The following is a 22,620-nucleotide window of genomic DNA, read 5'->3' as shown; positions in this document are numbered from 1 at the left end:
TCGCCTATCGCACAAGAACAAAAGCCACTCAACTCAGGTGACAGAACATGCGCATTCATCCACTTTCTCTGACCGTTGTGCTCGCAGCCGCTTCCACTGCGGCGCTCGCCGACGAAACCGTCAACATCTCCAACTGGAACAGCTACATCGCTCCGGACACCCTGGCCAACTTCACCCAGGCCACCGGCATCAAGACCACCTACGACATTCACGACAGCAACGAAGTGCTGGAGTCGAAGTTGATGACCGGCAACACCGGGTATGACGTGGTCAGCCCGTCGAACCATTTTCTGTCGCGGCTGATCAAGGCCGGGGCGATCCAGAAACTCGACAAGTCGCAATTGCCGAACTGGAAAAACCTCGACCCGGTGTTGATGCAGAAGCTTGAAGTCAACGACCCCGGCAACCAGTACGGCTTCCCGTACATGTGGGGCACTGCCGGCATCGGTTACAACGTCGAGAAGATCAAGGCGATCTTCGGCAACACCGATGTCACGCGCTCGTGGAAGATGTTGTTTGATGAAGAAAACATCAAGAAGTTGAGCCAGTGCGGTGTGGCGTTCATCGATAACCCGACGCAGGTGTTGCCGATCACCCTCAACTATCTGGGCCTGCCACCGCACAGCCACGAGCCGGCGGATTACAAAAAGGCCGAACAGGCGTTGTTGAAGATCCGCCCCTACATCCAGTATTTCCACGCCTCGAAATACATCAGCGACCTGGCCAACGGTAATGTCTGCGTGGTGATCGGTTTCAACGGCGACATCGTCCAGGCTGCCGCCAGCGCCAGGGAAGCGAAGAATGGCATCGACATCGCCTACTCGATCCCGGACGAGGGCACGACCCTGTGGTTCGACATGATGGTCATGCCCAAAAGCGCGCCTCACGAGAAAAACGCCTACGCCTATATGAATTACCTGCTCGACCCCAAGGTGATTGCCAACATCAGCAACAGCATTCATTACGCCAACCCCAACGCAGCGGCTGACGAGTTTCTCAACACCGACGTGAAAGAGGACTCGGCGATCTACCCACCGAAAAGCGTGATGGAAAAACTGTTCACCGTGGAAGAGTTGCCAGCAGCCATTGCGCGTCTGTCCACACGCTTGTGGACCAAGCTTAAAACCAACACCTGATCGACACCCCTGTAGGAGTTGCCGCAGGCTGCGATCTTTTGATGTCTAGTTACTGAAAATCAAAAGATCGCAGCCTGCGGCAGCTCCTAGATTGGTGTAATCCGGCATTCTGGGCTATTGCTGAAGGCTTGGCACATCGTCTGAATCAAGGAGTACAGGGTGAAATCTCTGATGTTTGCATTGCCTCTGTTGTTCGCTGCCGGGATGGCCCACGCCGCCATTCCGATGCTCAACGCCACCTGCCCGGGAAAGATCGAAGTACATGCCGATGAAGGCGGGCCGATCTACATCAATGGCAAGGAAGGCAAACTGAAGAAATTCAACGAAAACTACTTCGAAGCCAAAGGCGCAGGCGTGACCATTTCCCTGAGCATCAATCCCGATGGTTCGCCAGCGCTGTCGTATACCGGCAAGAACAAGGCCCACGGCATCTGTGAAGTGAAAAAGGCCTGATCAGGCCACCTGATTACGGCCTGCTGCTTTCGCCTGATACAACTGCTGGTCGGCCCGTTTGATCAGCGCTGTAGGGTTGTTGTCCGCCGGGTCTGCCAGACCGATGCCGAGGCTCACCGTCACCTGACCGACGGCTGGGAAGTGGGCATCGGCAATGGCTGCGCGGATCTTCTCCGCGACCACTTCCGGGGTGTCGGGTTGGGCGATTTCCGGCAGCAGTACGGCGAACTCTTCACCGCCGTAACGCGCCACGAAGTCGGTAGTGCGCAGGCTGCTCTGAATCAGTTGGGCCAACTGCTTGAGCACTTCGTCACCCACCGCGTGGCCGTGCGTGTCATTGATGCGTTTGAAGTGATCGGCGTCGATCAACAACAGTGCAAACGGGCGCCCCGTGCGCCGCGACAGCAAGCTGTATTCGGTGAGTTTTTCGTCGAAACGACGGCGATTGAACACGCCGGTCAGCGCATCGTGCGTGGCCAGGTTCAGCAGCTCTGCGTTGGCCTGCATGAGGTCGGCGGTGCGTTGCGCCACAGTGGCCTCCAGTGAGGCATTGGCTTCTTGCAGTTCGCGCTCTTTGGCGAGCAACGATTGCGTCATCGCATCAATCGATTGGCCGAGCTGAGCAATTTCGCGCACCGGATGTTGCAGCGGGAAGTGAGCGCCGGGCTGGTTGTTCTGGACTTGCTTGGCCGAATTCGCAAGCTGCTCGATCGGACGGCTCAGGTACAGCGCCAGGTAATACGCCACCAAGCCGAACACCATTGCCGCGAACACGCCCAGCATCAACAGCTTGTAAAGCAACAAGCGCGCCGGTTGCAGCGCCGTCTCCAGTGGCTGGCGGACGGCAATCGACCACGACAGCGCCGTGCTGGGTGGCGTCGGCACGGTGACCATGCTGGTCAGGTAACCGTTACCCACCGACCAGCCCGGCGCTTTTGCTTCGTCCATCGCCAGTTGCTGGCCCATCAGGGCCTCGGGGTACAACACTTTGCCGTCGTGATCGACGATCAGCGCTTCGACATCCGGCGCAGCATTTTTATGGGAAAACGTCGCCGATTCGACAATGCGCGTCACCCAGTTCCAGTGAGCATGGGCGCCGAGCACGCCAATCACCTGACCTTCGGCATTGTGGATCGGTGCGGCGAAATCGATGAAGCGCAGCGGTTCGCCGTTTGGTGTGCCCGGCAGCAATTTGGCCAGCAGCACGGCCTCATGCGGGTCGCCGGTGTACTGCCCACGCAGCCCGGCTTGAAACCACGGCCGCTGTTGCACCGATTGACCGACCAACAATCTGTTCACCGCCTGGTGCACGTTGCCTTGCGCATCGGTCACGCCCATCCACGCGTACTCGGCTCGGGCTTCAGTGCGCAGTTGCATCGACTTCAGAATTGCCGGGTTGTCCAGATCGCCGCGCTCCAGATGCGGTGCGCGGCTGAGCAGATACACCTCCAATTGGCGCTCGCGCAACTGCTCACCCAGCAAGGTTGCCGCCGAGCGCGCAGTGTTCAAAAGGGCATTGCCGCTGGCCTGCTTCATCTGTTCGGTGGCGATATGGCCGACATAGAAACCCACGCTGAGCAGCGTCAGCAATGACAAACCGGTAAACCACAGAGTGAGATGGCTACGCAGACTGGCTTTGAGCATGGGCGGGCAAATTCTGTTTTGGAGTTGTGGCCGCATGGTATGCGTAATCGGCGGTGTGCTGCCAGTCGGCCGATTCGGTCAGTCGCTGTCGGACGTTTCAGTGGTACTCGGTCTTGGTGTCAACTTCTCTGACGGTTGTGCTGGAATACCGCAGGCACAAAAACAGCACATGAAAAAGCCCGGCTGATCAGGCCGGGTTTCCCAGACCCGCAGTATGGCTCCTGTAGGCGCTGCCGCAGGCTGCGATCTTTTGACCTTCACCCCACACTCAAAGCCCCGACCGAACACACAACTCCCCGGTAGCTCGAGTCAACGCCAACTCATGCAGCGCATCAAGGGCTAAGCCACTGCGCGCTTTGGCTAGCCACACCGAGCAATCGGGAGCATGCCGGTACGGTGCGAACTCAGCGTATTGCTGCAACAGACGGCTTTGCAATTCGTCCAGTCGCGGCCGGATCTGCTTGCCCAGATCCGGCCGTGGCGTGTCCGGCGCTGCACCGGCCGCTTGCCACTGCGCAAGCAAACCGTATTGCACCAACTTGTTAGCCTCCATCTGCGCGGCGATCAATTGCGCCACATCCTCCGCGTCGAGCTTGCGCTCGACAGCCAACGTGCGGGCATTGGCAATGACTTGCGCTTCCCGAGGGCTGTCCTGAATCGGCTTGCCGCTGTCCCATTTGGTCAGGGCGACGAGATCGCCGATGTTCAGGCGTTCGTTCAGGGTTTCCAGCAGGGGCTTCAAGGCCTCGGGCGGCGCAGCGGGTGTGCCAGCGTTCGCGAGGGTGGCAGCCAGAGTGAGGAGGGTGCAGGTCAGCAGGTTTGGAAGGTGGGGCATGAACCGAGCCTCGATGGAAGATTTCTGGAAGGCGGGGTGTTTATCACAACCCGGAAAGGCAACCGAGAATAAACAACCTTAAATGTTAATTGCACCTCGCCCCCAACTCACCGAAGCTATCCTTCATCAAGCCCCCGCCGTCGAGATGGACCTCAAGTCAATGCAAACCCCCGCCGCCATCAAACCCCTCTGGCAAACCTACCTGCTGTTCCTGGCGCCCATGGTGCTGTCCAACTTTTTGCAGTCAATGTCAGGCACGGTCAACAGCATTTACATCGGTCAGATGCTCGGCACTCAGGCGTTGGCGGCGGTGTCTGGGATGTTTCCCATCGTGTTTTTCTTTATCGCGCTGGTGATCGGCCTCGGTGCGGGTGCCGGGGTGTTGATCGGTCAGGCCTGGGGGGCGCGTGAGCCGCATATGGTCAAAGCCATTGCCGGGGCGACGTTGTTGTTGGGGGTATTGATCGGTTTGGTGGCGGCGGTGTTTGGCAGTGTGTTTGCGCGGCAGGCATTGACCGGGTTGGGCACACCGGCGGATGTGCTCGACGATGCGGTGGCGTATGCGCATGTGATGATGTGGATCTTGCCGGCGATGTTGGTGTTTGTGCTGTTCACCCAGTTGTTGCGCGGGGTCAGCGATACGTTGTCACCGTTGCTGGCATTGGTGGTGTCGACGTGTGTGGGGTTGGCGCTGACGCCAGCGTTGATTCGCGGCTGGTTCGGTTTGCCGCAGATGGGCATTCAGAGCGCGGCGTATGCCGGACTGGCGGGCACCCTGTCGGCGATGGCGTGGCTGGCGTGGCGTTTGATTCGCAAGGGCCATCCGTTGGCGCCGGATCGCGAGTTCTTCGCGGCCCTGAAACTGGACGGGGCGATTCTAGGCAAAGTGCTGCGCATCGGTCTGCCGACCGGGGTGCAGATGATTGTGCTGTCGTTGTCGGAGCTGGTGATTCTGGCATTGGTCAATCAGCACGGTTCACAAGCGACAGCGGCTTACGGTGCCGTGACGCAAATCGTCAATTATGTGCAGTTTCCGGCGCTGTCGATTGCGATCACTGCGTCGATCCTTGGTGCGCAGGCCATCGGGGCTGGGCGGCTGGAGCGCATGGGGCCGATTCTGCGCACCGGGCTGTGGATCAATGTCTGTCTGACCGGCGGTTTGATCGTGCTCGGTTACCTGTTGTCGCACTGGTTGCTGGGGTTGTTCCTGACCGAGGATGCGACCCGGGCGATGGCGGAACATCTGCTGCACATCATGTTGTGGAGTCTGTTGGTGTTCGGTTTTCAAGCGATCATCGGCGGGATCATGCGCGCCAGTGGCACGGTGCTGGTGCCGGTGGTGATCGCCATTATCTGCGTGGTGGGTGTGCAGTTGCCGGCGGCGTATTGGCTGGACAGTCAGTACGGCTTGCAGGGTGTGTGGATGGCGTTTCCCGTTGCGTATCTGGCGATGCTGGTGCTGCAGACGCTGTATTACAAACTGGTCTGGCAACACCAGAAAATCGAACGCCTCGTCTGATTCGCGTGGGGTGGCGTAACCGGTGGATGTTTGCTTAAGTCAATCGAGACCCTCGACGGCTAGCCTCGCCCGGAGAATCCCATGTCGATCCGATTGCTGCTGGCTACCGCGTGTTCGCTGTGCGTCATTCCTGGCGCGCACGCTGTCGAGTACAGCCGAGTCAACACCACCGCCAGTCAGATCAGCTTCACCTACAACCAGATGGGCTCGCGGATGTACGGCACCTTCGGCAAGTTCGAGGCGACGCTGGACTTCGATACCGACAACCTCGCCAGCGCCCACACGACTTTGCACATCGACCTCAACAGCATCGATGCCGGCAGCGAAGACGCCAACACCGAACTGGTCAAACCGGCCTGGTTCGATACCGAAAAATTCCCCGTGGCGGTGTTCGAATCGAGTCGGTTCACTCAGGTCGCCGAGCATCGCTATCTGATCGCTGGCCAACTGACCCTCAAAGGCATCACCCGCGAGGTGCAAGTGCCAGTGGAACTGAAACCCGACAGTGACATCGGCATTTTCGACGGTGAACTGGTGCTCAAACGCGATGAGTTCGGCCTCGGCGCGGGGGAGTGGGCGGACAGCGTGGTTTCCAAAGACATCGCCATCAAATTCAAAGTGGTGGCGCCACAGCAGTGACGCCCCACGCTCGGATCAATAGGCGCGCCAGTGCCCCGGCACCCAGCGCCATTGATTACCGCCCCAGCGGTAGTGACCGGCGACCCAGTGATAACCCGGCGCCGGCATCACCGGCACGACTTCAACCGGCGGCGGCGGGCGATGCGGGCGAGCCGGTGCGACGACGCAACCGCTCAGGGTGATGGCCACCAGTGTGGCCGCGAGCAGTGATTTAACCGTTTTCGACATGGTGATGTTCCCGGAAAGTGACGTTTGCAGGCAGGCGTGTGATCAACGCACCCAATGCCCCTCAACCCAGAACCAGTTCGGCCCGCGCGCCTGCCAATGCCCCGGCTTCCAGTGCGCGTTGTATCGCACCGGCTGCCAGTGGCCGGGCATCCACACATAACCTCGGCCTTGCCAGCGCCAATGGCCCTGATCCCAGACATAACCGGGGCGCGGGCCGGGCATCACTTCCATGCGCATCGGCGGAGGTGCTTGCTGGACAATCACCACCTGCTGCGCAAACACCGGCGTGCTGGCCAGCGCCGCCAGGGTCAAAGGCACCAGCAGCAATGTTTTTCGCCATTTGGACAGGGAACGCAAAACGCTCATGACAACTCCTCAAGGCCTGCGTTGAAAAGTTAACGCAGCTGAAGAATTGGACGCTTCAAAAGGCAAACATCCCATTGGCCGCAGATGAAATTTTTGTCAGGAATTCGGCTTGGGTTTTCGCGGGCGACAAACAGTCGTCGGCTGTTCATTCAGCACAAATACAGGCTGATCCGGCCTACAAGGTATGATGTTGCGGTTTTCTGTCGGAGTTCGTTTGTCATGCCACGCATCACCCACTACAAAACCCCATGCCCCGAAGGCGTCAACAGCCAGATTCTGCAAATGGTGGTCGACTACCTGACCGACATCAGCGCGATCGGCCTCGGCCCGAGCAACCTGCTGTACAACGTCTATCAGTACGCGGTCGGCTACGAGGTGCATCTGTATCTGGAAGCGTTGAATGGCGATAAGGGCACCGAGGTGGAATTGCTGGTCGCGAGCGATGACGAGGATCCGGAGCAAGTGATCGGTTTCCTCTTGTACCTGCCGGTGCAGGGCGATTGGGAGGCGTGCAGCGTGGCTTACATGGCCGTGCGTGAAGGGCATCGACGTCAGGGTGTGGCGCGGGCGTTGATTGGCGAAATGGTCGGGCGTTATCCGCACGCCGAACTGGCCTGCACCGTCGGCAAAGTCCCTTATTTCGAAGCGCTGGGCTTTGAGGTGATCGCTGCGCGCGAGACGCAAGTACTCATGAGTACCCGGCATTACCGCAGCAATGGCCTGCGCGGCTTTATCGACACCACGCCGATTTACCGATCGCTGGAAGTGCAGCAGATTCACACGTATCTGTTACAGAAGAACGGCAAACGGGCGATGCTCGACGCCGAGAAGCAGCGCGACCGCCATCTCGATCAGACCACCCGTCACACCGAGGAATTTGTCCGTCAACGGCTCACCGTTCACTGATCAAGGCCAAACCCTTGTCGCCGAATTCAGCTGATTTGCGCAGACAAAAAAGAGCCTCAAAGCTCTTTGATGGGGAGGAAGTAGAGCCCGTGAGGCTCAAGAGGGGCATGAATCAAGGCGCGGGCTTGATTGGGGTTCAGAGCACCCGCGCCTACGCGGGGCTTGATGAGCAAAGCCGCCGCGCCACTCCATCCTAGGAGTGTGCCGGGGTGGCCTCAAGTACCGCCAGTCGCGCGGGCGGCGGCTCTTTCGACCATCGCCATGATGGTTTCATACAGCTCGTCACTGGCCTGTCCGGCGCTGATTTCGTCGTTGGCTGCGGCGTGGGACAAGGCTTCCGCAGCGCCGAGCATCGCGCGCAAAGCCGCTTGAGTGATCTGCCCGCCGTTGGCATAGGGCACCAGATCGTTGCGGCATTTTTCGAGGAAGATCGCCTCGTACTCACGCTTGATCTTCTCCAGTTCCGGAGTACTCGCCAGCGCGGCGATGACGCCGGGAATCTCGTTGCCTTGCAGCAACACACAATCGACGTACGCCTTGGCGATCACTGACGCGGTGCTGATCAACGTCGGCTCGCAATTGGCGATGGCGGCGTCCATGACCAGTGTCTGACGCGCATCGAAATCCCGGTACAGCGCCGCCAGCAATCCGGCGCGAGTGACAAAGTGGTCGTAAACCACCGGTTTGGTCACGCCAGCCTTTTCTGCCAGATAGCCGAGGGTCAGGGCGTCAGTGCCTTCGGCGCGAATGATCTGCCAGGCGATGTCGAGCAACTGGCGCAATCGATCTTCACGCGACAGGCGTTTGCGCGGTTGGGCGGGGGAATTCTGTTCGGACATTTCAGTGGTTGACATCGTTATATACCAAACGTAACTTACTGTTAGTAACTTACCAAGAGTATATAAGCCTTGTCAGGCAATCACCAACAGGAGATTCCACATGCACACGTTGATTGTTGTCGCGCATCACGATCCTCGCTCATTGACCCATGGCGTGGCAGCGCAGATCGCCGAAGGTCTGACGCAAGCCGATCCGGACAATACCTTTGAGATCGCCGACCTTTACGCCGAAGGGTTCGAACCGCGTTTCGGCGCCGCCGATTTTGCCGTGCATCACCGCGAGGCACAGCCGCCCGCCGATGTGCTGGCGGAGCAGGCGCGAATCGACCGCGCCGACACGCTGGTGCTGGTGTATCCGGTGTACTGGTGGTCGATGCCGGCCCTGCTCAAAGGCTGGATCGATCGGGTCTTCAGCAATGGCTGGGCGTTCGATTTCAGCGGCGACCTCAAGCATGTGAAGCTGCTGCAGCGTATGCGCGTGCACTTGGTCCAGCTCGCCGGGGCGGATGCGCGCACCTACGAGCGCCATGGCTATGGCGCGGCGATGAAGGCGCAGATCGAACACGGGATTTTCGATTACAGCGGGGCGACGGTGCTGAGTTCGACGTTGCTGCCGGAGTCGGAGTTGCGTGATCCCGCACAGCAACTGAGTGTCGCCCGCGAACTCGGCACCCAAATGGCCAGATAACCCGTGTAGGAGCTGCCGAAGGCTGCTCCTACAGGTGGAGCGTCTATTAGCGGGCGCCGGGCCACCCGGCCTTTTCGAGGGCGGCGAGCAGGGTTTTTTCGTCCAGTCCCGGTACAGCATGGCCATTGCCTTGAGTGCTTTCGCTGGCGAGCAGGGCGTTGATGATCGCCTCTTCAACCGCTTCGGTGGCGGCGAGGAACAGTTCGCTGATATGGTCGTTGTTGACCATGCGCAAGCCATCGCAGGTCGACGCCCCTTTGCCTTCATACGCCGCGGGCGGAACGTGATCGTTGCCGGTGGCGAACGCGATGAAAATGTCGCCGCTGTGATCCTCGTTACCACCGCCGGTACGCGCGAGGCCGAGGCTGGCGCGCTGCGCCAGACGCGTGCATTGATGGGGCAGCAGCGGTGCATCGGTGGCCAGACAGACCACGATGGAACCCATGCCGGGATGCGGCAACGATGCGCGCAAGAAGGGCGAATCCACCTGTTCCATGTAGCGGCCGACCGGGTAACCGTCGACCCGCAATTCACTGCGAATGCCGTGGTTGGCTTGCACAATCGCACCCACCGTCCAACCGCCCTGAACATCGCTCAAACGGCGTGATGCCGTGCCAATGCCACCCTTGAATTCATGGCAGATCATGCCGCTGCCTCCGCCCACGGCGCCTTCCTGTACCGGACCGGAGGCCGCGTTTTGCATGGCTTCGGCGACGTGCTCGGGCTTGACGTGAAAGCCGTTGATGTCATTGATCAGCCCGTCGTAAGTCTCCAGCACCACCGGCATGTTCCAGTAGAGGCGACCATCATCCGGTTGCTGTTCGCGATCCAGCACAATCAGCGCGTCACGCACCACGCCGAGGCTATGGGTGTTGGTAAACGCGATGGGGCTGGTCAGCAATCCGGCTTCGCGAATCCACTCAAGCCCCGTGGCATCACCGTTGCCATTGAGCACATGCACCCCGGCGAAGCACGGTTGCTGGCTGGTCGAGCCCTGCCGCGGCTCGATCAGGGTGACGCCGGTGCAGATGTCGCGACCCGCGCTGCTGCGGCCGCGCACATTGCTGTGGCCGACGCGGATGCCGGGTACATCGGTGATGGCGTTGAGCGGACCGGTTGGCAGTTGGCCGATGCGGATGTTCAGATCTCGGGCGCGGGGTTTCATGGATGGTTGTCTCTCTCTTAAGGCAGAAGAAGTTCTCGGGCAACGGACAGTTTCTGTGGCGAGGGAGCAAGCTCCCTCGCCACAAAAGCTTCTTTGAGTTCTATGGGATTACTGGCCGTTTTTGACTTTGCTCCACACCCGCGTACGCACGCGCTCGGTGGCTTTGGGCAACGGTTCAAGGGTGTACAACGTGGCCATCGCTGCGGCGGAGGGATAAACCGCCGGGTTGTCCCGGGTAGCCTCAGCCACCAGCGGCGTGGCCGCGCGATTGCCGTTCGGATACGACAGATGATCACTGACCGGCGCGATCACCTCGGGGCGCAACAGGTAATCGATGAACGCCAGCCCTTGAGTCCGATTCGGCGCATCCTTGAGCAGCACCAGCGTGTCGAACCACACCGGCGCACCTTCCTTCGGCAGGCTGTAGGCGATCTTCACGCCGTTGTTGGCCTGCTCGGCATTGGTCTTGGCTTCAAGCATCGCCCCTGACCAGCCGACCGCCACGCAAATGTTGCCGTTGGACAGGTCACTGATGAATTTCGAGGAATTGAAATAGGCAATGTGCGGGCGCAGTTTCAGCAGCAGCGCTTCGGCTTTTTTATAGTCTTCGGGATCGGTGCTGTTCGGTGGCAGCCCCAGATAATGCAAGGCAACCGGAAGCATCTCCGAGGGCGAATCCAGCATCGCCACGCCGCACTGGCCGAGCTTGGCGAGGTTCTTTTCGTCGAACACCAGATCCCAGGAATCCACCGGTGCCTTGTCGCCCAATGCTGCGCGCACCTTGTCGACGTTGTAGCCGATGCCGTTGGTGCCCCACAGGTAGGGCACGGCGTATTGATTGCCGGGATCGTTGTTGGCCAGTTTGCTCAGCAGATCGTTGTCGAGGTTCTTCCAGCCCGGCAGTTGATCGCGCGGCAGCGGGGCGAGGGCGCCCGCCTTGATCAGCGTTGGCAGGCTGTAGTTGCTCGCCACCACCACGTCGTAACCACTGCGGCTGGTCATCAGTTTGCCTTCAAGCACCTCGGCACTGTCGAAGGTGTCGTAGACCGGTTGAATACCACTGTCGCGCTGAAAGTCGTGCAGCGTGTTCGGGCCGATGTAGTCGTACCAGTTGTAGACGTGCACGCTCGGCGCATCGGCGGCGCCGGCGGCAGATACCACGCCCAGACAGGCGAGCAGGCCCAAGTTGATATAGCCACGATGACCACGCATGATGCGGCACTCCTGGCCTGTGCAGGCCGGTGATGAACAGGAGTGGTCAGCCTACCGGGCCGACCACGCCTGACCCATTCCCTTCATGGGTTATACAAAAGGGGTAGTGCGTGGACGCGTTGTTGCAGGAATTGCCGGTGCATCAAAGCCTGGCGCGGGTATTTGCCAGTGTCGGGCAGGATGCGTTCTGGCGTGCATTGGTCGACACCCTGCGGTTGCTGGTGCCGTTGGATAACGCACTGGTGGCGGTGATGAAAGCGGGGCAGGCGCCGCAGTTGTTGATCGATGTCGACAGCAAGGGCCGCGCCGACGAGCAGGAAGAACTGGCGGGTTACACCGACGGCATGTACCTGCTCGATCCGTTCTATCAAACCGCGACCATCGGCCTTGCCGATGGCTTGCACAGCCTGGCCTCGGTGGCGCCGGATCAGTTCCTGCACAGCGAGTACTACCAGAGTTACTTTCGCTCGGTGGTGGGCGAGGACGAGTTGCAGTTCATCATCAATGTCGATGGCGGCGTGCTGGGTTTGTCACTGGGACGCTCGACGGCGTTCGAAATGGCCGAGCAGGGCAGGCTGCTGTGCGTGCGCGACTGGGTGCTGGCGGCGATGCGCCGGCACGTGCAGCTTATGCCGCCGCAGGGGACGATTGCCGAGGTGGGCATCGGGGATCTGGCGACCTTGCTGGATCGTTTCGATGCGCGGTTGACCGCGCGCGAAGTCGACACCGCACGGTTGATTCTGCAGGGCTTCTCCAGCAAAGCGATTGCCCAGCAAATGGGTATTTCGCCGGAGACGGTCAAAGTCCATCGGCGCAATCTTTATCACAAGCTCAATGTCAGCGGACACGGCGAATTGTTCGCCCTGGTGCTGAGACCAGCACAAATCCTGTAGGGGATTTTGGTAGGTCAGTGGGTGCGTTGGAAGACCAGGGCTTTCAGGCCGCTTTGCGGGTCGATGTCGGGGAATTCCGGCGGGTTTTCCAGGCGCTGTTCGAAGCGCAGACCGGGCGCTTGCTCGGTCACCCCGTCAATCAAGAAGTCCGGGCCGAACGCCGGATCATTCATGCACGCCAGCACCGTGCCGTTCGCCGTCAGCAGCTCCGGCAGACGGCGCAGTACCCGCTGATAATCCTTGGTCAGCAGAAAACTGCCTTTCTGAAACGACGGCGGATCGATGATGACCAAGTCATAAGGGCCGCTGTTGATCACCTTGCCCCAGGATTTGAACAAGTCGTGGCCAAGAAAACTGACTTTGCTTAGATCATGGCCGTTCAAACGATGATTATCGCGCCCGCGACTCAAGGCTGCGCGCGACATGTCCAGATTGACCACATGGCTGGCGCCGCCCTCGATGGCCGCCACGGAAAAACCGCAGGTGTAGGCGAACAGGTTGAGGATTCGCTTGCCGCTGGCCTGTTCGCGCACCCAGTCGCGCCCATAACGCATATCGAGAAACAGCCCGGCATTCTGCTTGCGGCCCAGATCGACGCGGTACTGCAAGCCGCCCTCGATGATGGTCATTTCATCGATTTCATCGCCCAGCAGCCACTCGGCAGTGCTTTGCGGCAGGTAACGGTGCTGGATCAACAGGGTCTTTGCGCCGCACTGCTGCCATTGCTCAGAAACGGTGATGTCGAGCAGCAAGCGCTTGAGGTTTTCCAACTGCTCAGGTTCCGGCTCCTTGAACAGCGACACCAGCACCACACCCTGCAACCAGTCCACGGTCAGTTGTTCCAGCCCCGGCCAGCAACGTCCGCGCCCGTGAAACAAACGGCGGGTTTCGCTCGGCGCCGCCGCGAGTGCAGGCAGCAGATGGGCGTGGAGGGTGGCGAGGGCTTCAGGGTTCATCGGTCAGGGCCGGCAAGCAAAAGGGCCAGCATTTTAACCACAATTGCACCGTCGCGAACGCTTGTCGCGGGCCGGCCAGTTTCACCTTTCAGAAAAGAGCTGTATCAAAAATGAATTTCTGCAGAACGCGCCGCTCATACCAGATAAGCAGCGGATTCAAACCGCTAAATCGTTAATGCAGTTCCGGGAGTGCCAGTTCATGTGCCCAACACCAACGGCGAGCACGCACCTTCCTGGCGGGTTGATTCTGGTAGTTGAGGATGATCCGTTGATTCTGGAGTTTCTCTGCGAAATTCTTCAGGAGGAAGGTTTCAAGGTCGAGCCGCAGACCAGCGCCGACGCCGCATCGCAATACCTTGAGGAACACGCGCCGGAAGTGGCGTTGTTACTCACCGATATCACCATGCCCGGCACCCTCAACGGCGCCGACCTGGCGAATCTGGTCGGCGATCGCTGGCCGGACAAACCGGTGATGGTCATGTCTGGCTACGAAACCCCCGAGACCTCCGGGGTCAAGCATTCGGTGGCGTTCATCAAGAAGCCCTGGGCGATCGGTCAGTTGCTCGATTGCGTCGACAGCGCCTTCAAATCCAAGGCGCCGCGCCTGCACTGACAAGTGCTACATTGCCGGGCAAAATTGCCCGGCCCCTTGCCAGAGGAAGCGAACCTTTGCCTGCTCACACTTGTGTTTTTGAACGCGCGTTCGGCGCGTTCCTGTTTGACATGGACGGCACCGTCCTCAACTCCATCGCCGCCGCGGAGCGGATCTGGTCCGCCTGGGCCGTGCGTCATGGCGTGGACGTCGACACGTTTTTGCCGACCATTCACGGTGCCCGGGCTATCGACACGGTCAATCGCCTGAACCTGCCGGGGGTGGACGCCGAGGCGCAAGCGGCGTTTATCACCGAAGCGGAAATTGAAGACGTCGAAGGCATTGTCGAGATTCCCGGTGCGGCGGCGTTTCTCAATGGCTTGCCTGCCGATCGTTGGGCCATGGTGACTTCAGCGCCGCGCGATCTGGCGCTGCGGCGGATGGCTGCCGCAGGGATTCCCGAACCGGCGGTGATGATTACCGCTGAAGACGTCAAGGCCGGCAAACCCGACCCGGCCGGCTACATACTGGCCGCCAGACGCCTGGGTCTTGAACCGCGCGATTGCCTGATTTTTGAAGACGCTACCGTCGGCATTCAGGCTGCCGAAGCGGCTGGCGCTGCGCTGATGATCATCACCACGACGCATCAACATCCGCTGCAAACGAGCCACGCGACGTTGGCCAGTTACGCCGACATCAGCGTCAAAATCGACAACGACGGCAAGCTCCACCTCGATCGCAGCTGACACAACACAATCCCTTGTAGGAGTGAGCCTGCTCGCGATAGCGGTGTGTCAGACACACATTTTTGACTGACACACCGCTATCGCGAGCAGGCTCACTCCTACAGTGACGGTGTTCGCAAATCAGTAAACACCGGGGAGCAAGCGCCAGCTGCGTGCGCAGTAAGCGTCATATTCGCCGCCAAACTGCGCGCGTAGCAGGGCTTCTTCGGAATGAATGCGGGCGATCAGCGGAATCAATGTCAGCGCCGCGAGCAACAACCCGACACTGGAACGAAACGCCAGCGCCCAACCCACGGCATTCACCACCAGGCCCAGATAACTCGGATTGCGCAAGTACTGATAGATGCCATCTGTCACCAGCCGATGGCCCGGCTGAATTGCGACCAAACCACTAAAACGTCGCCCCAGCACGAACACCGGCCACAGCCGCAGCGCACCGCCGACAATGAACAGCAACGCTCCCAACCAACGCACGCCTTCGCCACCGAATGTCCAAAAACTCACGCGGTCGCAATAGGCCGGCAGAAAACCGCTGACCAGCCCAATCACGCCAAACGCCGGAAGCACCCAGCGATTGGCCCGGTCCTCGCGTTCGCCGGCACTCAGGTTGACCTCGGTGAACAGCGATGCGATCACCATTGCCACCGTCGCCAGCGCCACTACCACCAGCGAACCGTGGGAGAAAAATATCCCCACACCACCGATCCCCCACATCGCCAGACCCAGGTAGGCGAGGCTGGCGAGTACCGCGGCAACGGTCATTTGCGCTGACATTCTCATGGTCAGCTCATCGCACAGGCTGTTCCTTGCAGTGTAGTGCGTGACCGACGATCAGGCGCCGGCCCTTGTGGGTGGGGCTTGCTCCCGAATGCGCGGGATCAGTCGACAGTGATGCTGGAGGTGGCAATGCCTTCGCGAGCAAGCCCGCTGCCACGGGGGAAGGGGTCGGTGAGGACTTTGCGGAAGGTTTCTACCAACGGCCGCAAGTTGATCCGGTGCCACGCCGCCCACAACGGTGTGGTGAGCGTCAGCCAAGGCACTTCGCGCAATACCACACCCGGCGGCGCGTTATGGCTCAAGCCTTTCTGAATCATCGCAATCCCAAGCCCCGACGCCACCAGCCCCAGCGCCGTAAACGGCTCGGTTGCCTGCATGCGCACATCCGGGGTGAAACCGGCGCGGATGCACGCGCTGACAAACTCATCACTCGCATCCTGACGTGGTTGCACGCCGATCCATTCCTGCCCGGCCAGATCCTGCGGGCTCAACGTTGCCTGGTGCGCCAGCGGATGGTGCTCCGGCAGGGCCAGCAGCATCGGGTCATCGAGCACCTGAAAACCCAGCAAGTCCGGGTCGTCATCGGTCGGCGGCTCGCTCACCAGGGCGATATCGAGACTACGCTGACGCAGGCCCTCCAGTTGCTCGGCCGAACTCAGGTTGTACAGCGCGACATGCACATTCGGTCGATCGATGCGCAGTACCCGCAAGGCATTGGGCAGCACGCCGGCGTGCATGGCGTTTTCGATATAGCCGATGCACAAACCGCCTTCCTCACCCCGGCCCAAGCGTTTGCCGAGGGATTCGAGGCGATTGGCGTGGGTCAGCAGGGCACGGGTTTCGGCGAGAAATGTCTGACCATCACGGGTCAGCCGAATGCGCTGTTGGCTGCGCTCGAACAGCGTCAGGCCCAAGCGCTCCTCTAGCTGGGCGATCTGCCGGCTGAGTGGGCTTTGGGAAATATGCAGCCGTTCGGCGGCGCGGCCGACGTGCTCTTCCTCGGCGACTACAACGAAGTAGCGCAATTGGCGAATGTCGATCATGTCAGACCTGTAGGGACTCAAGTGCTGCACATTATGTCTTGGACGGTCTCGGTGTCGCAATCTAGGATCTGCTCAACGGTCACGCAGACCCTGAACCTATGAGGAACATCCAATGAGCTTGAAAGACAAACTGCCCGGCCAACTCGGTTTCGGTACTGCCCCACTGGGCAACATGTTCCGCGCCATTCCCGAGGAAGAAGCGCAAGCCACCGTGCATGCCGCGTGGGCTGCCGGCGTGCGTTACTTCGACACCGCGCCGTTTTATGGCTCGGGCTTGTCGGAAATCCGCCTCGGCGAAGCTTTGAAGCAATACAACCGCGATGACTATGTACTCAGTAGCAAAGTCGGCCGAGTGATTCTCGATGAAGTCGAAGACGCCGCTGCCCGCGATCTCGGCGAAAAAAGTGGCGTGTTCGAGCACGGTCGCCCGAACAAGATCGTTAACGACTACAGCGCCGACGCGACCCTGCGCTCCATCGAAGACAGCCTCAAGCGCCTGCAGACCGATCGCCTCGACATCGTTTGGGTGCACGACATCGCCCAGGACTTTTACGGCGATCAATGGCTGGAGTACTTCAATCAGGCGCGCACCGGTGCGTTCAAGGTGCTGACGCGTTTGCGCGAAGAAGGCGTGATCAAGGGCTGGGGCCTGGGTGTGAACAAAGTCGAGCCGTGTGAACTGACGCTGGATCTGACGGAAGCGCAGCCTGACGGTTTCCTCTTGGCCGGGCGCTACACGCTGCTCGATCACGAACGGCCGTTGCAGCGCCTGATGGATGCGGCATTGGCGCAGAACGTTGAAATTGTTGTCGGTGGACCCTACAGCTCGGGGATTCTTGCCGGTGGCGCGCACTTTGAATACCAGCAGGCCAGCCCTGAAGTCGTTGCCAGGGTTGAACAGATCAAACGCATCGCTGCTGCTTTTGGCGTTGATGTGAAAGCCGCTGCGCTGCAATTTTCGCTGGCCCATCCGGCGGTCGCGGCAGTGATTCCTGGCGCGAGCAAGCCGGGGCGGATTGCTGAGGATGTGGCGGCTTTGTCGGCAGTGATTCCAGCCGGGTTCTGGCAGGCATTGCGTGAAGCGAAACTGGTTTCCGAACGCGCACCATTACCCATCGATGAGGTGAAAGCATGAAGATTGATTTGGGTGGCAAGCTGGCGATAGTCAGTGGCAGCACGGCGGGTATTGGTTTGGGCATCAGCCAGTCGCTGGCCGAGGCCGGGGCCACGGTGGTGGTCATCGGCCGCGACACCGGTAAGGTCGAACAAGCACTGGCGAGCATTCGGCAGAAGGTGCCGGGAGCGCAGTTGCGTGGTTTGACTGCGGATCTGGGCACCGCCGAAGGTGCGGCCAAGTTGTTCGCCGCCGAGCCGCGTGCCGACATTCTGGTGAACAACCTGGGCATCTTCAATGACGTCGATTTCTTTGAGGCGCCGGACAGTGAGTGGACGCGCTTCTATGAGGTCAATGTGATTTCCGGCGTGCGCCTTGCGCGGCACTATGTGCCGGCGATGGTCGAGCAGGGCTGGGGACGGGTGATCTTCCTGTCTTCGGAATCCGGGGTGGCCACACCGGCAGACATGATCAATTATGGCGTAACCAAAAGCGCCAATCTGGCGGTGTCTCACGGTCTGGCCAAGCGTCTGGCTGGCACCGGTGTGACAGTCAATGCGATCCTGCCGGGGCCGACGTTTACCGATGGCCTGGAAGAGATGCTCAAGGATGCCGCCGCCGAATCGGGCCGCACGCTGCGCGATGAGGCCGACGCCTTTGTGCGCAAGGCCCGTCCTACTTCCATCATCCAGCGCGTGGCCGACGTTGAAGAGGTTGCGCACCTGGTGACTTACATTGCGTCACCGCTGTCTTCGGCGACCACTGGCGCGGCGTTGCGCGTCGATGGTGGTGTGGTCGACAGCCTGACGATCTGAATTCGAATTCTTCAAGAGAGACGTATATTTATGCCAACAGCATCTGCAACCATCGACATCCCGGCTTCGGCCGATCAGGTCTGGCAATTGATCGGCGGTTTCAACACGCTGCCGGACTGGCTGCCGTTCATTCCCAAGAGTGAGTTGAGCGAAGGCGGGCGCGTGCGCACCCTGCAAACCGCCGATGGCGGCGTGGTGATCGAGCGCCTGCAAGCGTTCGACAACACGGCGAAGACCTACAGCTATTCGATCGAACAGGCGCCGTTCCCGGCCACCGATTATCTGGCGACGATCAAGGTTGAAGCCCAAGGGCAGGGCGCACGGGTGACGTGGTCAGGCCGTTTCAACGCCAAAGGCGTCAGCGATGAAGAAGTCGTGGCGCTGTTCAACGGCATCTACCAGGGCGGCCTCGAAGCGCTGCGCGCCAACTACCCGGCCTGAAGAACACCACGATCAAATGTAGGAGTGAGCCTGCTCGCGATGGCGTCTTTTCAGTCGATATTGTCGTTGACTGATACACCGCTATCGCGAGCAGGCTCACTCCTACAGGGGTTGTATTCCAAGTTAGGGATCAGGTGTTAGAGATCAAACGCTGCTGACAATCGAGCACCAGTTTCGCCCCACCCAAATCGCTGCTGCCGACTTCGAGGCTGAAGCCATGCAAGCTGACAATCGCGGCCACAATCGACAGGCCCAAACCAAAACCACCCTGCGGTTGCCCACCTTCGGCGCGATAGAAACGCTGGAACACCGCCTCACGCTCAGCCTCCGGGATGCCCGGCCCTGAATCGTGCACTTCAATCCGCGTCTGGCCACCGGCATTCACGCCACGCAACATCACCGTACCGCCCGGAGGGGTGAATTTGATCGAGTTGCTCAACAGGTTCGCCAGTGCCTCAAACAGCAATGCCCGATCACCGTTCAACGGCGGCAACGTCTCCGGCATGTTCAGCTCGAAACGCAGCTCACCTTCCTCAGCCAGCGGCAAATAAAACTCGTGCAATTCTTCCAGCAACGACACCGGATTCAGCTCGACAAACCCTGAGCGACGCTGCCGATCTTCCAATTCGGATATCCGCAACAGCCCGCGAAACCGCGCCATCAGCGTGTCCGCTTCGGCCAGCACCAGATCCAGTTGCGCCGCCTCCTGGGAGCCTTCACCGGCCTGTTGCTGCATGCGATACAACTGCGCGCGCAAGCGGGTCAGCGGTGTGCGCAAATCATGGGCGATGTTGTCGCACACGCCTTTGACTTCATTCATCAAACGCTCGATGCGCTCAAGCATGGCGTTGACGATGGCCGCGAGCATGTCCAGCTCGTCACGGCGATTGGACAGCGGTAAACGGTGAGTCAGGTCGCCGGCCACAATCGACTGCGCACTGGCCTGAATCGCCCGGATCCGCCGCAACGGTCGCCGGCGCAACAAATGCCAACCGGCAATCCCCGGCAGAATCGTCAGCGACACGCCCCAGAACAACGCGTGCAAAATGATCCGCGTTACCGCGAACAACGAACCGTTGTCGCGCAGCAATACCAGCCAACGACCGTCGCGGGTTTGCGTGGCGACGGCATCGCAGCTGTCATTGGGCAGGGTCGGATCATCGGAGTCGGCGCAGTCGGCGAGCATGTGGATCTTGCCGTCCAGCGGCAGGCCTTCGGGGATCTGCTGTAGCGCGCCGCCGAGGTAAGTGCCTTGCGCATCGAACAGGCCATAAGCGTCGATGCCACGAATGTCGAAGGTCATGCTCGCGGCGAGCGCCTCTTCCAGTTGCTCACCGCGAAAGTGTGAAAACAGATGCTGACGTTGCATCAGCGAATGCTTGGCAAGATTGTCGAGGTAGCCGGAAACCTCGTAATACATGACCCCCATGAGGATCGCGCTCCAGGCCACGAACAACGAACTGTACAGCGCCAGCAAACGGCTGCTGGAAGAGCGCCAACCGTCAGACGGGTTCGGCAATGACATAACCTGAGCCCCGTACCGTGCGGATCAGCGGCACGTTGCCCACCGCGTCGATTTTCTTGCGCAGACGGCCGATGTGCACGTCGATGAGGTTGGTGCCCGGGTCGAAGTGATAACCCCAGACTTCTTCGAAAATCATCATCCGCGAGAGAATCTGGCCGCTGTTGCGCATCAGAAATTCGAGCAATTTGTATTCGGTCGGCAACAGCGTCAGCACCTGCTCGGCGCGGCGCGCTTCGTGGCTGATCAAATCCAGTTGCAGATCGGCCACCTGCAAGGTTGTCGCTTGCGTCGCGACGCTGTTCTGCCGGCGCAGCAACACTTCAACCCGCGCCGCCATTTCATCGGTAGCGAACGGCTTGGTCAGGTAATCATCACCACCGGCGCGCAAGCCGCGCACACGCTCATCGACATCGGAAAGGGCGCTGATCATCAGAATCGGCGTGGCCACGCCCATGGTGCGCAGCGTGGTGACGATGGCCAGGCCATCGAGTTCCGGCAGCATGCGGTCGAGGGTAATCAAGTCGTAATTGCCGCTCACGGCGCGGTCGAGGCCTTCACGGCCATTGTCGACCCAGTCGACGTCCAGACCGTGGCTGCTGAGTTCGGCGACGATTTCCCGAGCGGTTACGGCGTCGTCTTCGATGGTCAATATACGAGTCATAGGGCAGGCCTTGATCGGTTCAAACGGAATGGCAGCATTTTGCCAAGAAATTTCCGTGACGCTTTAAATTAACTTTCATGTTGTAGCTGTCAAAAACGCAAATCGGCGGATTTATTTTCCAGTGCAGAAAACCCGCTGAAATCGACCCTTTGTTGCAATTTGCATGGTCTTAGGAAGTTCATCTTTTCTAAGTTATTGATAAACATAGGTTTATTAAATTCTGGCAACTGGCACGGTCGCTGCAATTCCTCTGATGTCGAGTTGTAACACCATTTTTCATGCCTGGAGCAGAACAACAATGAATAGATCCTCTGATGGGTTGTATCCTGCCTTCGAAGAGTCGAGCAGCGTGTCAGGTGTGTCCTGGGGCGCAATTTTCGCAGGTGCCGCGGCTGCCGCTGCCCTGTCGATGATTTTGGTGCTGCTCGGTTTCGGTTTGGGTTTCTCTGCCGTTTCACCGTGGGCCGGGGAGGGCATCAGTGCCAAGGGCCTGGGTATATCAACGATAGTCTGGCTGGCGGCGACGCAAATCATCGCTTCCGGCATGGGTGGCTACATCGCCGGTCGCCTGCGGGTGAAGTGGGCGAACATGCACGGTGATGAAGTGTATTTCCGTGATACCGCACACGGCTTCCTCGCCTGGTGCGTAGCCACGTTGGTGACCGCGATCCTCGTGGTCGGTTCGGTCAGCAGCGTGATCAGTGGTGGTGTGCAAGCCGGTGCCAGTGTGGCTGGCGGTGCTGCCAGCGCCATGACCCAAGCGGCCGGTACTGCAGCAGCGAACACTGACAGCAACCAATACGGTTATTTCGTCGATAGCCTGTTCCGCGATGACCGTCCTGCTGCCGTCAGCGATGACGCTGCCCATGGCGCGGTCACCCGCATCTTCGCCCAGAGTCTGGCTAACGGTCAGCTCAGTGCCGAAGACCGTACCTATCTCGCCCAACTGGTCGCCCAGCGTACCAACCTGACTCAAGCCGACGCTGAACGTCGTGTCGACGAGATCTACGCCCGCACTCAGAAAGCCATCGCCGACGCCAAGTTGAAAGCTCAACAAGCCGCCGACACCGCCGCCAAAGTCGCTGCCTTGACCTCGCTGTGGATGTTCGTTGCGCTGCTGGCCGGCGCGTTCTTTGCCAGCTTCGCCGCGACCTTCGGTGGTCGTCGTCGGGACGCGGTCGAGTACGTTGAAGTCGACACTTACACCACGACCACTCCGGTCCGTTAAATAAGGAGATTCACCATGCGCTCACTCCTATTGTTTTTCCTCGGCGTACCGATCCCGATCATCATCCTGATCGCCCTGTTCGTGCACTGATTGCTCTATTGAGGCGTTTGCCTCGGCCGCTTTCACCTTCGGGTGAAAGCGGCTTTTTGCTTTCTGCGGGGACAGCGGCGAGAATTGCCGTCGGAAGTGGATTGGCCGC

General features: G+C 59.9%; 25 protein-coding genes. 13 read left to right on the top strand and 12 right to left on the bottom strand.

The genetic code is table 11. The annotated features are described in order from the left end of the window. The first annotated feature begins 47 nt into the window (after positions 1-47). The gene (locus tag JFT91_RS15375; RefSeq protein WP_201232924.1) at positions 48-1,136 is read left to right on the top strand and encodes a polyamine ABC transporter substrate-binding protein; all 1,089 of its coding nucleotides are present in this window, start codon (positions 48-50) and stop codon (positions 1,134-1,136) included. A 171-nt stretch (positions 1,137-1,307) separates the two neighbouring features. Further along, positions 1,308-1,589, top strand: coding sequence for a hypothetical protein (locus JFT91_RS15370; RefSeq protein ID WP_207196929.1), 282 nt, complete (start codon positions 1,308-1,310; stop codon positions 1,587-1,589). On the opposite strand, the gene JFT91_RS15365 is transcribed toward JFT91_RS15370, so the two are convergent. Together JFT91_RS15365 and JFT91_RS15360 are read right to left on the bottom strand one after the other, a co-directional pair. After that, entirely contained in the window at positions 1,590-3,233 is a 1,644-nt protein-coding gene (locus JFT91_RS15365) for a sensor domain-containing diguanylate cyclase (protein ID WP_201204522.1), read from the bottom strand. It abuts the gene before it with no gap. A gap of 268 nt (positions 3,234-3,501) precedes the next feature. Then, on the bottom strand, positions 3,502-4,068 hold the full coding sequence (locus JFT91_RS15360; RefSeq protein ID WP_201232922.1) for a chorismate mutase: 567 nt from the start codon (positions 4,066-4,068) through the stop codon (positions 3,502-3,504). A gap of 160 nt (positions 4,069-4,228) precedes the next feature. On the opposite strand from JFT91_RS15360, the gene JFT91_RS15355 reads away from it, so the two are divergent. Continuing rightward, on the top strand, positions 4,229-5,587 hold the full coding sequence (locus tag JFT91_RS15355; RefSeq protein WP_201232921.1) for an MATE family efflux transporter: 1,359 nt from the start codon (positions 4,229-4,231) through the stop codon (positions 5,585-5,587). A gap of 81 nt (positions 5,588-5,668) precedes the next feature. Beyond that, entirely contained in the window at positions 5,669-6,226 is a 558-nt protein-coding gene (locus tag JFT91_RS15350) for a YceI family protein (RefSeq protein ID WP_201204518.1), read from the top strand. A 15-nt stretch (positions 6,227-6,241) separates the two neighbouring features. Here JFT91_RS15350 and JFT91_RS15345 read toward each other — a convergent pair whose 3' ends face one another. Together JFT91_RS15345 and JFT91_RS15340 are read right to left on the bottom strand one after the other, a co-directional pair. Continuing rightward, on the bottom strand, positions 6,242-6,454 hold the full coding sequence (locus JFT91_RS15345; protein ID WP_103306739.1) for a YXWGXW repeat-containing protein: 213 nt from the start codon (positions 6,452-6,454) through the stop codon (positions 6,242-6,244). Positions 6,455-6,496: 42 nt separating this feature from the next. Further along, positions 6,497-6,820, bottom strand: a complete 324-nt coding sequence (locus tag JFT91_RS15340) for a YXWGXW repeat-containing protein (RefSeq protein WP_201204502.1) — start codon at positions 6,818-6,820, stop codon at positions 6,497-6,499. Between the two features lie 219 nt (positions 6,821-7,039). On the opposite strand from JFT91_RS15340, the gene JFT91_RS15335 reads away from it, so the two are divergent. Further along, positions 7,040-7,726 carry a GNAT family N-acetyltransferase gene (locus JFT91_RS15335; protein WP_201232920.1) on the top strand — a complete coding sequence of 229 codons (687 nt, stop codon included), beginning with the start codon at positions 7,040-7,042 and terminating at the stop codon, positions 7,724-7,726. Positions 7,727-7,941: 215 nt separating this feature from the next. On the opposite strand, the gene JFT91_RS15330 is transcribed toward JFT91_RS15335, so the two are convergent. Continuing rightward, positions 7,942-8,580: a TetR/AcrR family transcriptional regulator gene (locus tag JFT91_RS15330; RefSeq protein ID WP_201232919.1), complete on the bottom strand. Its 639-nt coding sequence runs from the start codon at positions 8,578-8,580 to the stop codon at positions 7,942-7,944. 85 nt (positions 8,581-8,665) lie between these two features. Between JFT91_RS15330 and JFT91_RS15325 the strand changes: the two genes are divergently transcribed. After that, positions 8,666-9,253, top strand: coding sequence for an NAD(P)H-dependent oxidoreductase (locus JFT91_RS15325; protein ID WP_201232918.1), 588 nt, complete (start codon positions 8,666-8,668; stop codon positions 9,251-9,253). Positions 9,254-9,299: 46 nt separating this feature from the next. Here the strand turns inward: JFT91_RS15325 and JFT91_RS15320 are convergent, their stop codons facing one another. Together JFT91_RS15320 and JFT91_RS15315 are read right to left on the bottom strand one after the other, a co-directional pair. After that, complete coding sequence (locus JFT91_RS15320; protein WP_201232917.1) at positions 9,300-10,418, bottom strand: DmpA family aminopeptidase; 1,119 nt, start codon at positions 10,416-10,418, stop codon at positions 9,300-9,302. Between the two features lie 108 nt (positions 10,419-10,526). Further along, complete coding sequence (locus JFT91_RS15315) at positions 10,527-11,630, bottom strand: polyamine ABC transporter substrate-binding protein (RefSeq protein ID WP_201232916.1); 1,104 nt, start codon at positions 11,628-11,630, stop codon at positions 10,527-10,529. Between the two features lie 110 nt (positions 11,631-11,740). Here JFT91_RS15315 and JFT91_RS15310 point away from each other — a divergent pair, with 110 nt between their 5' ends. Further along, the gene (locus tag JFT91_RS15310) at positions 11,741-12,523 is read left to right on the top strand and encodes a LuxR C-terminal-related transcriptional regulator (protein ID WP_201232915.1); all 783 of its coding nucleotides are present in this window, start codon (positions 11,741-11,743) and stop codon (positions 12,521-12,523) included. 14 nt (positions 12,524-12,537) lie between these two features. Here JFT91_RS15310 and JFT91_RS15305 read toward each other — a convergent pair whose 3' ends face one another. Further along, a complete protein-coding gene (locus JFT91_RS15305) occupies positions 12,538-13,479 on the bottom strand; it encodes a class I SAM-dependent methyltransferase (RefSeq protein WP_201232914.1) in 942 nt (313 codons plus the stop codon). Between the two features lie 199 nt (positions 13,480-13,678). On the opposite strand from JFT91_RS15305, the gene JFT91_RS15300 reads away from it, so the two are divergent. Both JFT91_RS15300 and JFT91_RS15295 read left to right on the top strand, forming a co-directional pair. Beyond that, a complete protein-coding gene (locus JFT91_RS15300; RefSeq protein WP_201226318.1) occupies positions 13,679-14,092 on the top strand; it encodes a response regulator in 414 nt (137 codons plus the stop codon). Positions 14,093-14,148: 56 nt separating this feature from the next. Next, positions 14,149-14,817, top strand: coding sequence for an HAD-IA family hydrolase (locus tag JFT91_RS15295; RefSeq protein WP_201232913.1), 669 nt, complete (start codon positions 14,149-14,151; stop codon positions 14,815-14,817). Positions 14,818-14,937: 120 nt separating this feature from the next. On the opposite strand, the gene JFT91_RS15290 is transcribed toward JFT91_RS15295, so the two are convergent. Then, positions 14,938-15,597 (bottom strand): methyltransferase family protein, encoded by a 660-nt coding sequence (locus tag JFT91_RS15290; protein ID WP_201232912.1) that lies wholly within the window; start codon positions 15,595-15,597, stop codon positions 14,938-14,940. 98 nt (positions 15,598-15,695) lie between these two features. Continuing rightward, positions 15,696-16,637, bottom strand: a complete 942-nt coding sequence (locus tag JFT91_RS15285) for a LysR substrate-binding domain-containing protein (RefSeq protein ID WP_201232911.1) — start codon at positions 16,635-16,637, stop codon at positions 15,696-15,698. A 112-nt stretch (positions 16,638-16,749) separates the two neighbouring features. Between JFT91_RS15285 and JFT91_RS15280 the strand changes: the two genes are divergently transcribed. The 3 genes from JFT91_RS15280 to JFT91_RS15270 are packed head-to-tail and all read left to right on the top strand — an operon-like array spanning position 16,750 to position 19,007. Next, on the top strand, positions 16,750-17,772 hold the full coding sequence (locus JFT91_RS15280) for an aldo/keto reductase (RefSeq protein ID WP_201232910.1): 1,023 nt from the start codon (positions 16,750-16,752) through the stop codon (positions 17,770-17,772). Continuing rightward, entirely contained in the window at positions 17,769-18,566 is a 798-nt protein-coding gene (locus JFT91_RS15275; protein ID WP_201204488.1) for an SDR family NAD(P)-dependent oxidoreductase, read from the top strand. The genes JFT91_RS15280 and JFT91_RS15275 overlap by 4 nt, the downstream gene beginning before the upstream one ends. 30 nt (positions 18,567-18,596) lie before the next feature. Continuing rightward, positions 18,597-19,007 carry an SRPBCC family protein gene (locus tag JFT91_RS15270; RefSeq protein ID WP_201232909.1) on the top strand — a complete coding sequence of 137 codons (411 nt, stop codon included), beginning with the start codon at positions 18,597-18,599 and terminating at the stop codon, positions 19,005-19,007. Positions 19,008-19,137: 130 nt separating this feature from the next. Here the strand turns inward: JFT91_RS15270 and JFT91_RS15265 are convergent, their stop codons facing one another. Beyond that, a complete protein-coding gene (locus tag JFT91_RS15265) occupies positions 19,138-20,532 on the bottom strand; it encodes a sensor histidine kinase (RefSeq protein WP_201232908.1) in 1,395 nt (464 codons plus the stop codon). Further along, on the bottom strand, positions 20,510-21,193 hold the full coding sequence (locus tag JFT91_RS15260) for a response regulator transcription factor (protein WP_201148561.1): 684 nt from the start codon (positions 21,191-21,193) through the stop codon (positions 20,510-20,512). The genes JFT91_RS15265 and JFT91_RS15260 overlap by 23 nt, the downstream gene beginning before the upstream one ends. Before the next feature lie 298 nt (positions 21,194-21,491). Here JFT91_RS15260 and JFT91_RS15255 point away from each other — a divergent pair, with 298 nt between their 5' ends. Then, positions 21,492-22,421 (top strand): hypothetical protein, encoded by a 930-nt coding sequence (locus tag JFT91_RS15255; protein ID WP_201226312.1) that lies wholly within the window; start codon positions 21,492-21,494, stop codon positions 22,419-22,421. Positions 22,422-22,620 lie beyond the last annotated feature (199 nt).

Source organism: Pseudomonas sp. TH08, assembly GCF_016651275.1.
Lineage (GTDB): Bacteria > Pseudomonadota > Gammaproteobacteria > Pseudomonadales > Pseudomonadaceae > Aquipseudomonas.
This window is presented reverse-complemented; position numbering and strand designations above follow the sequence as displayed.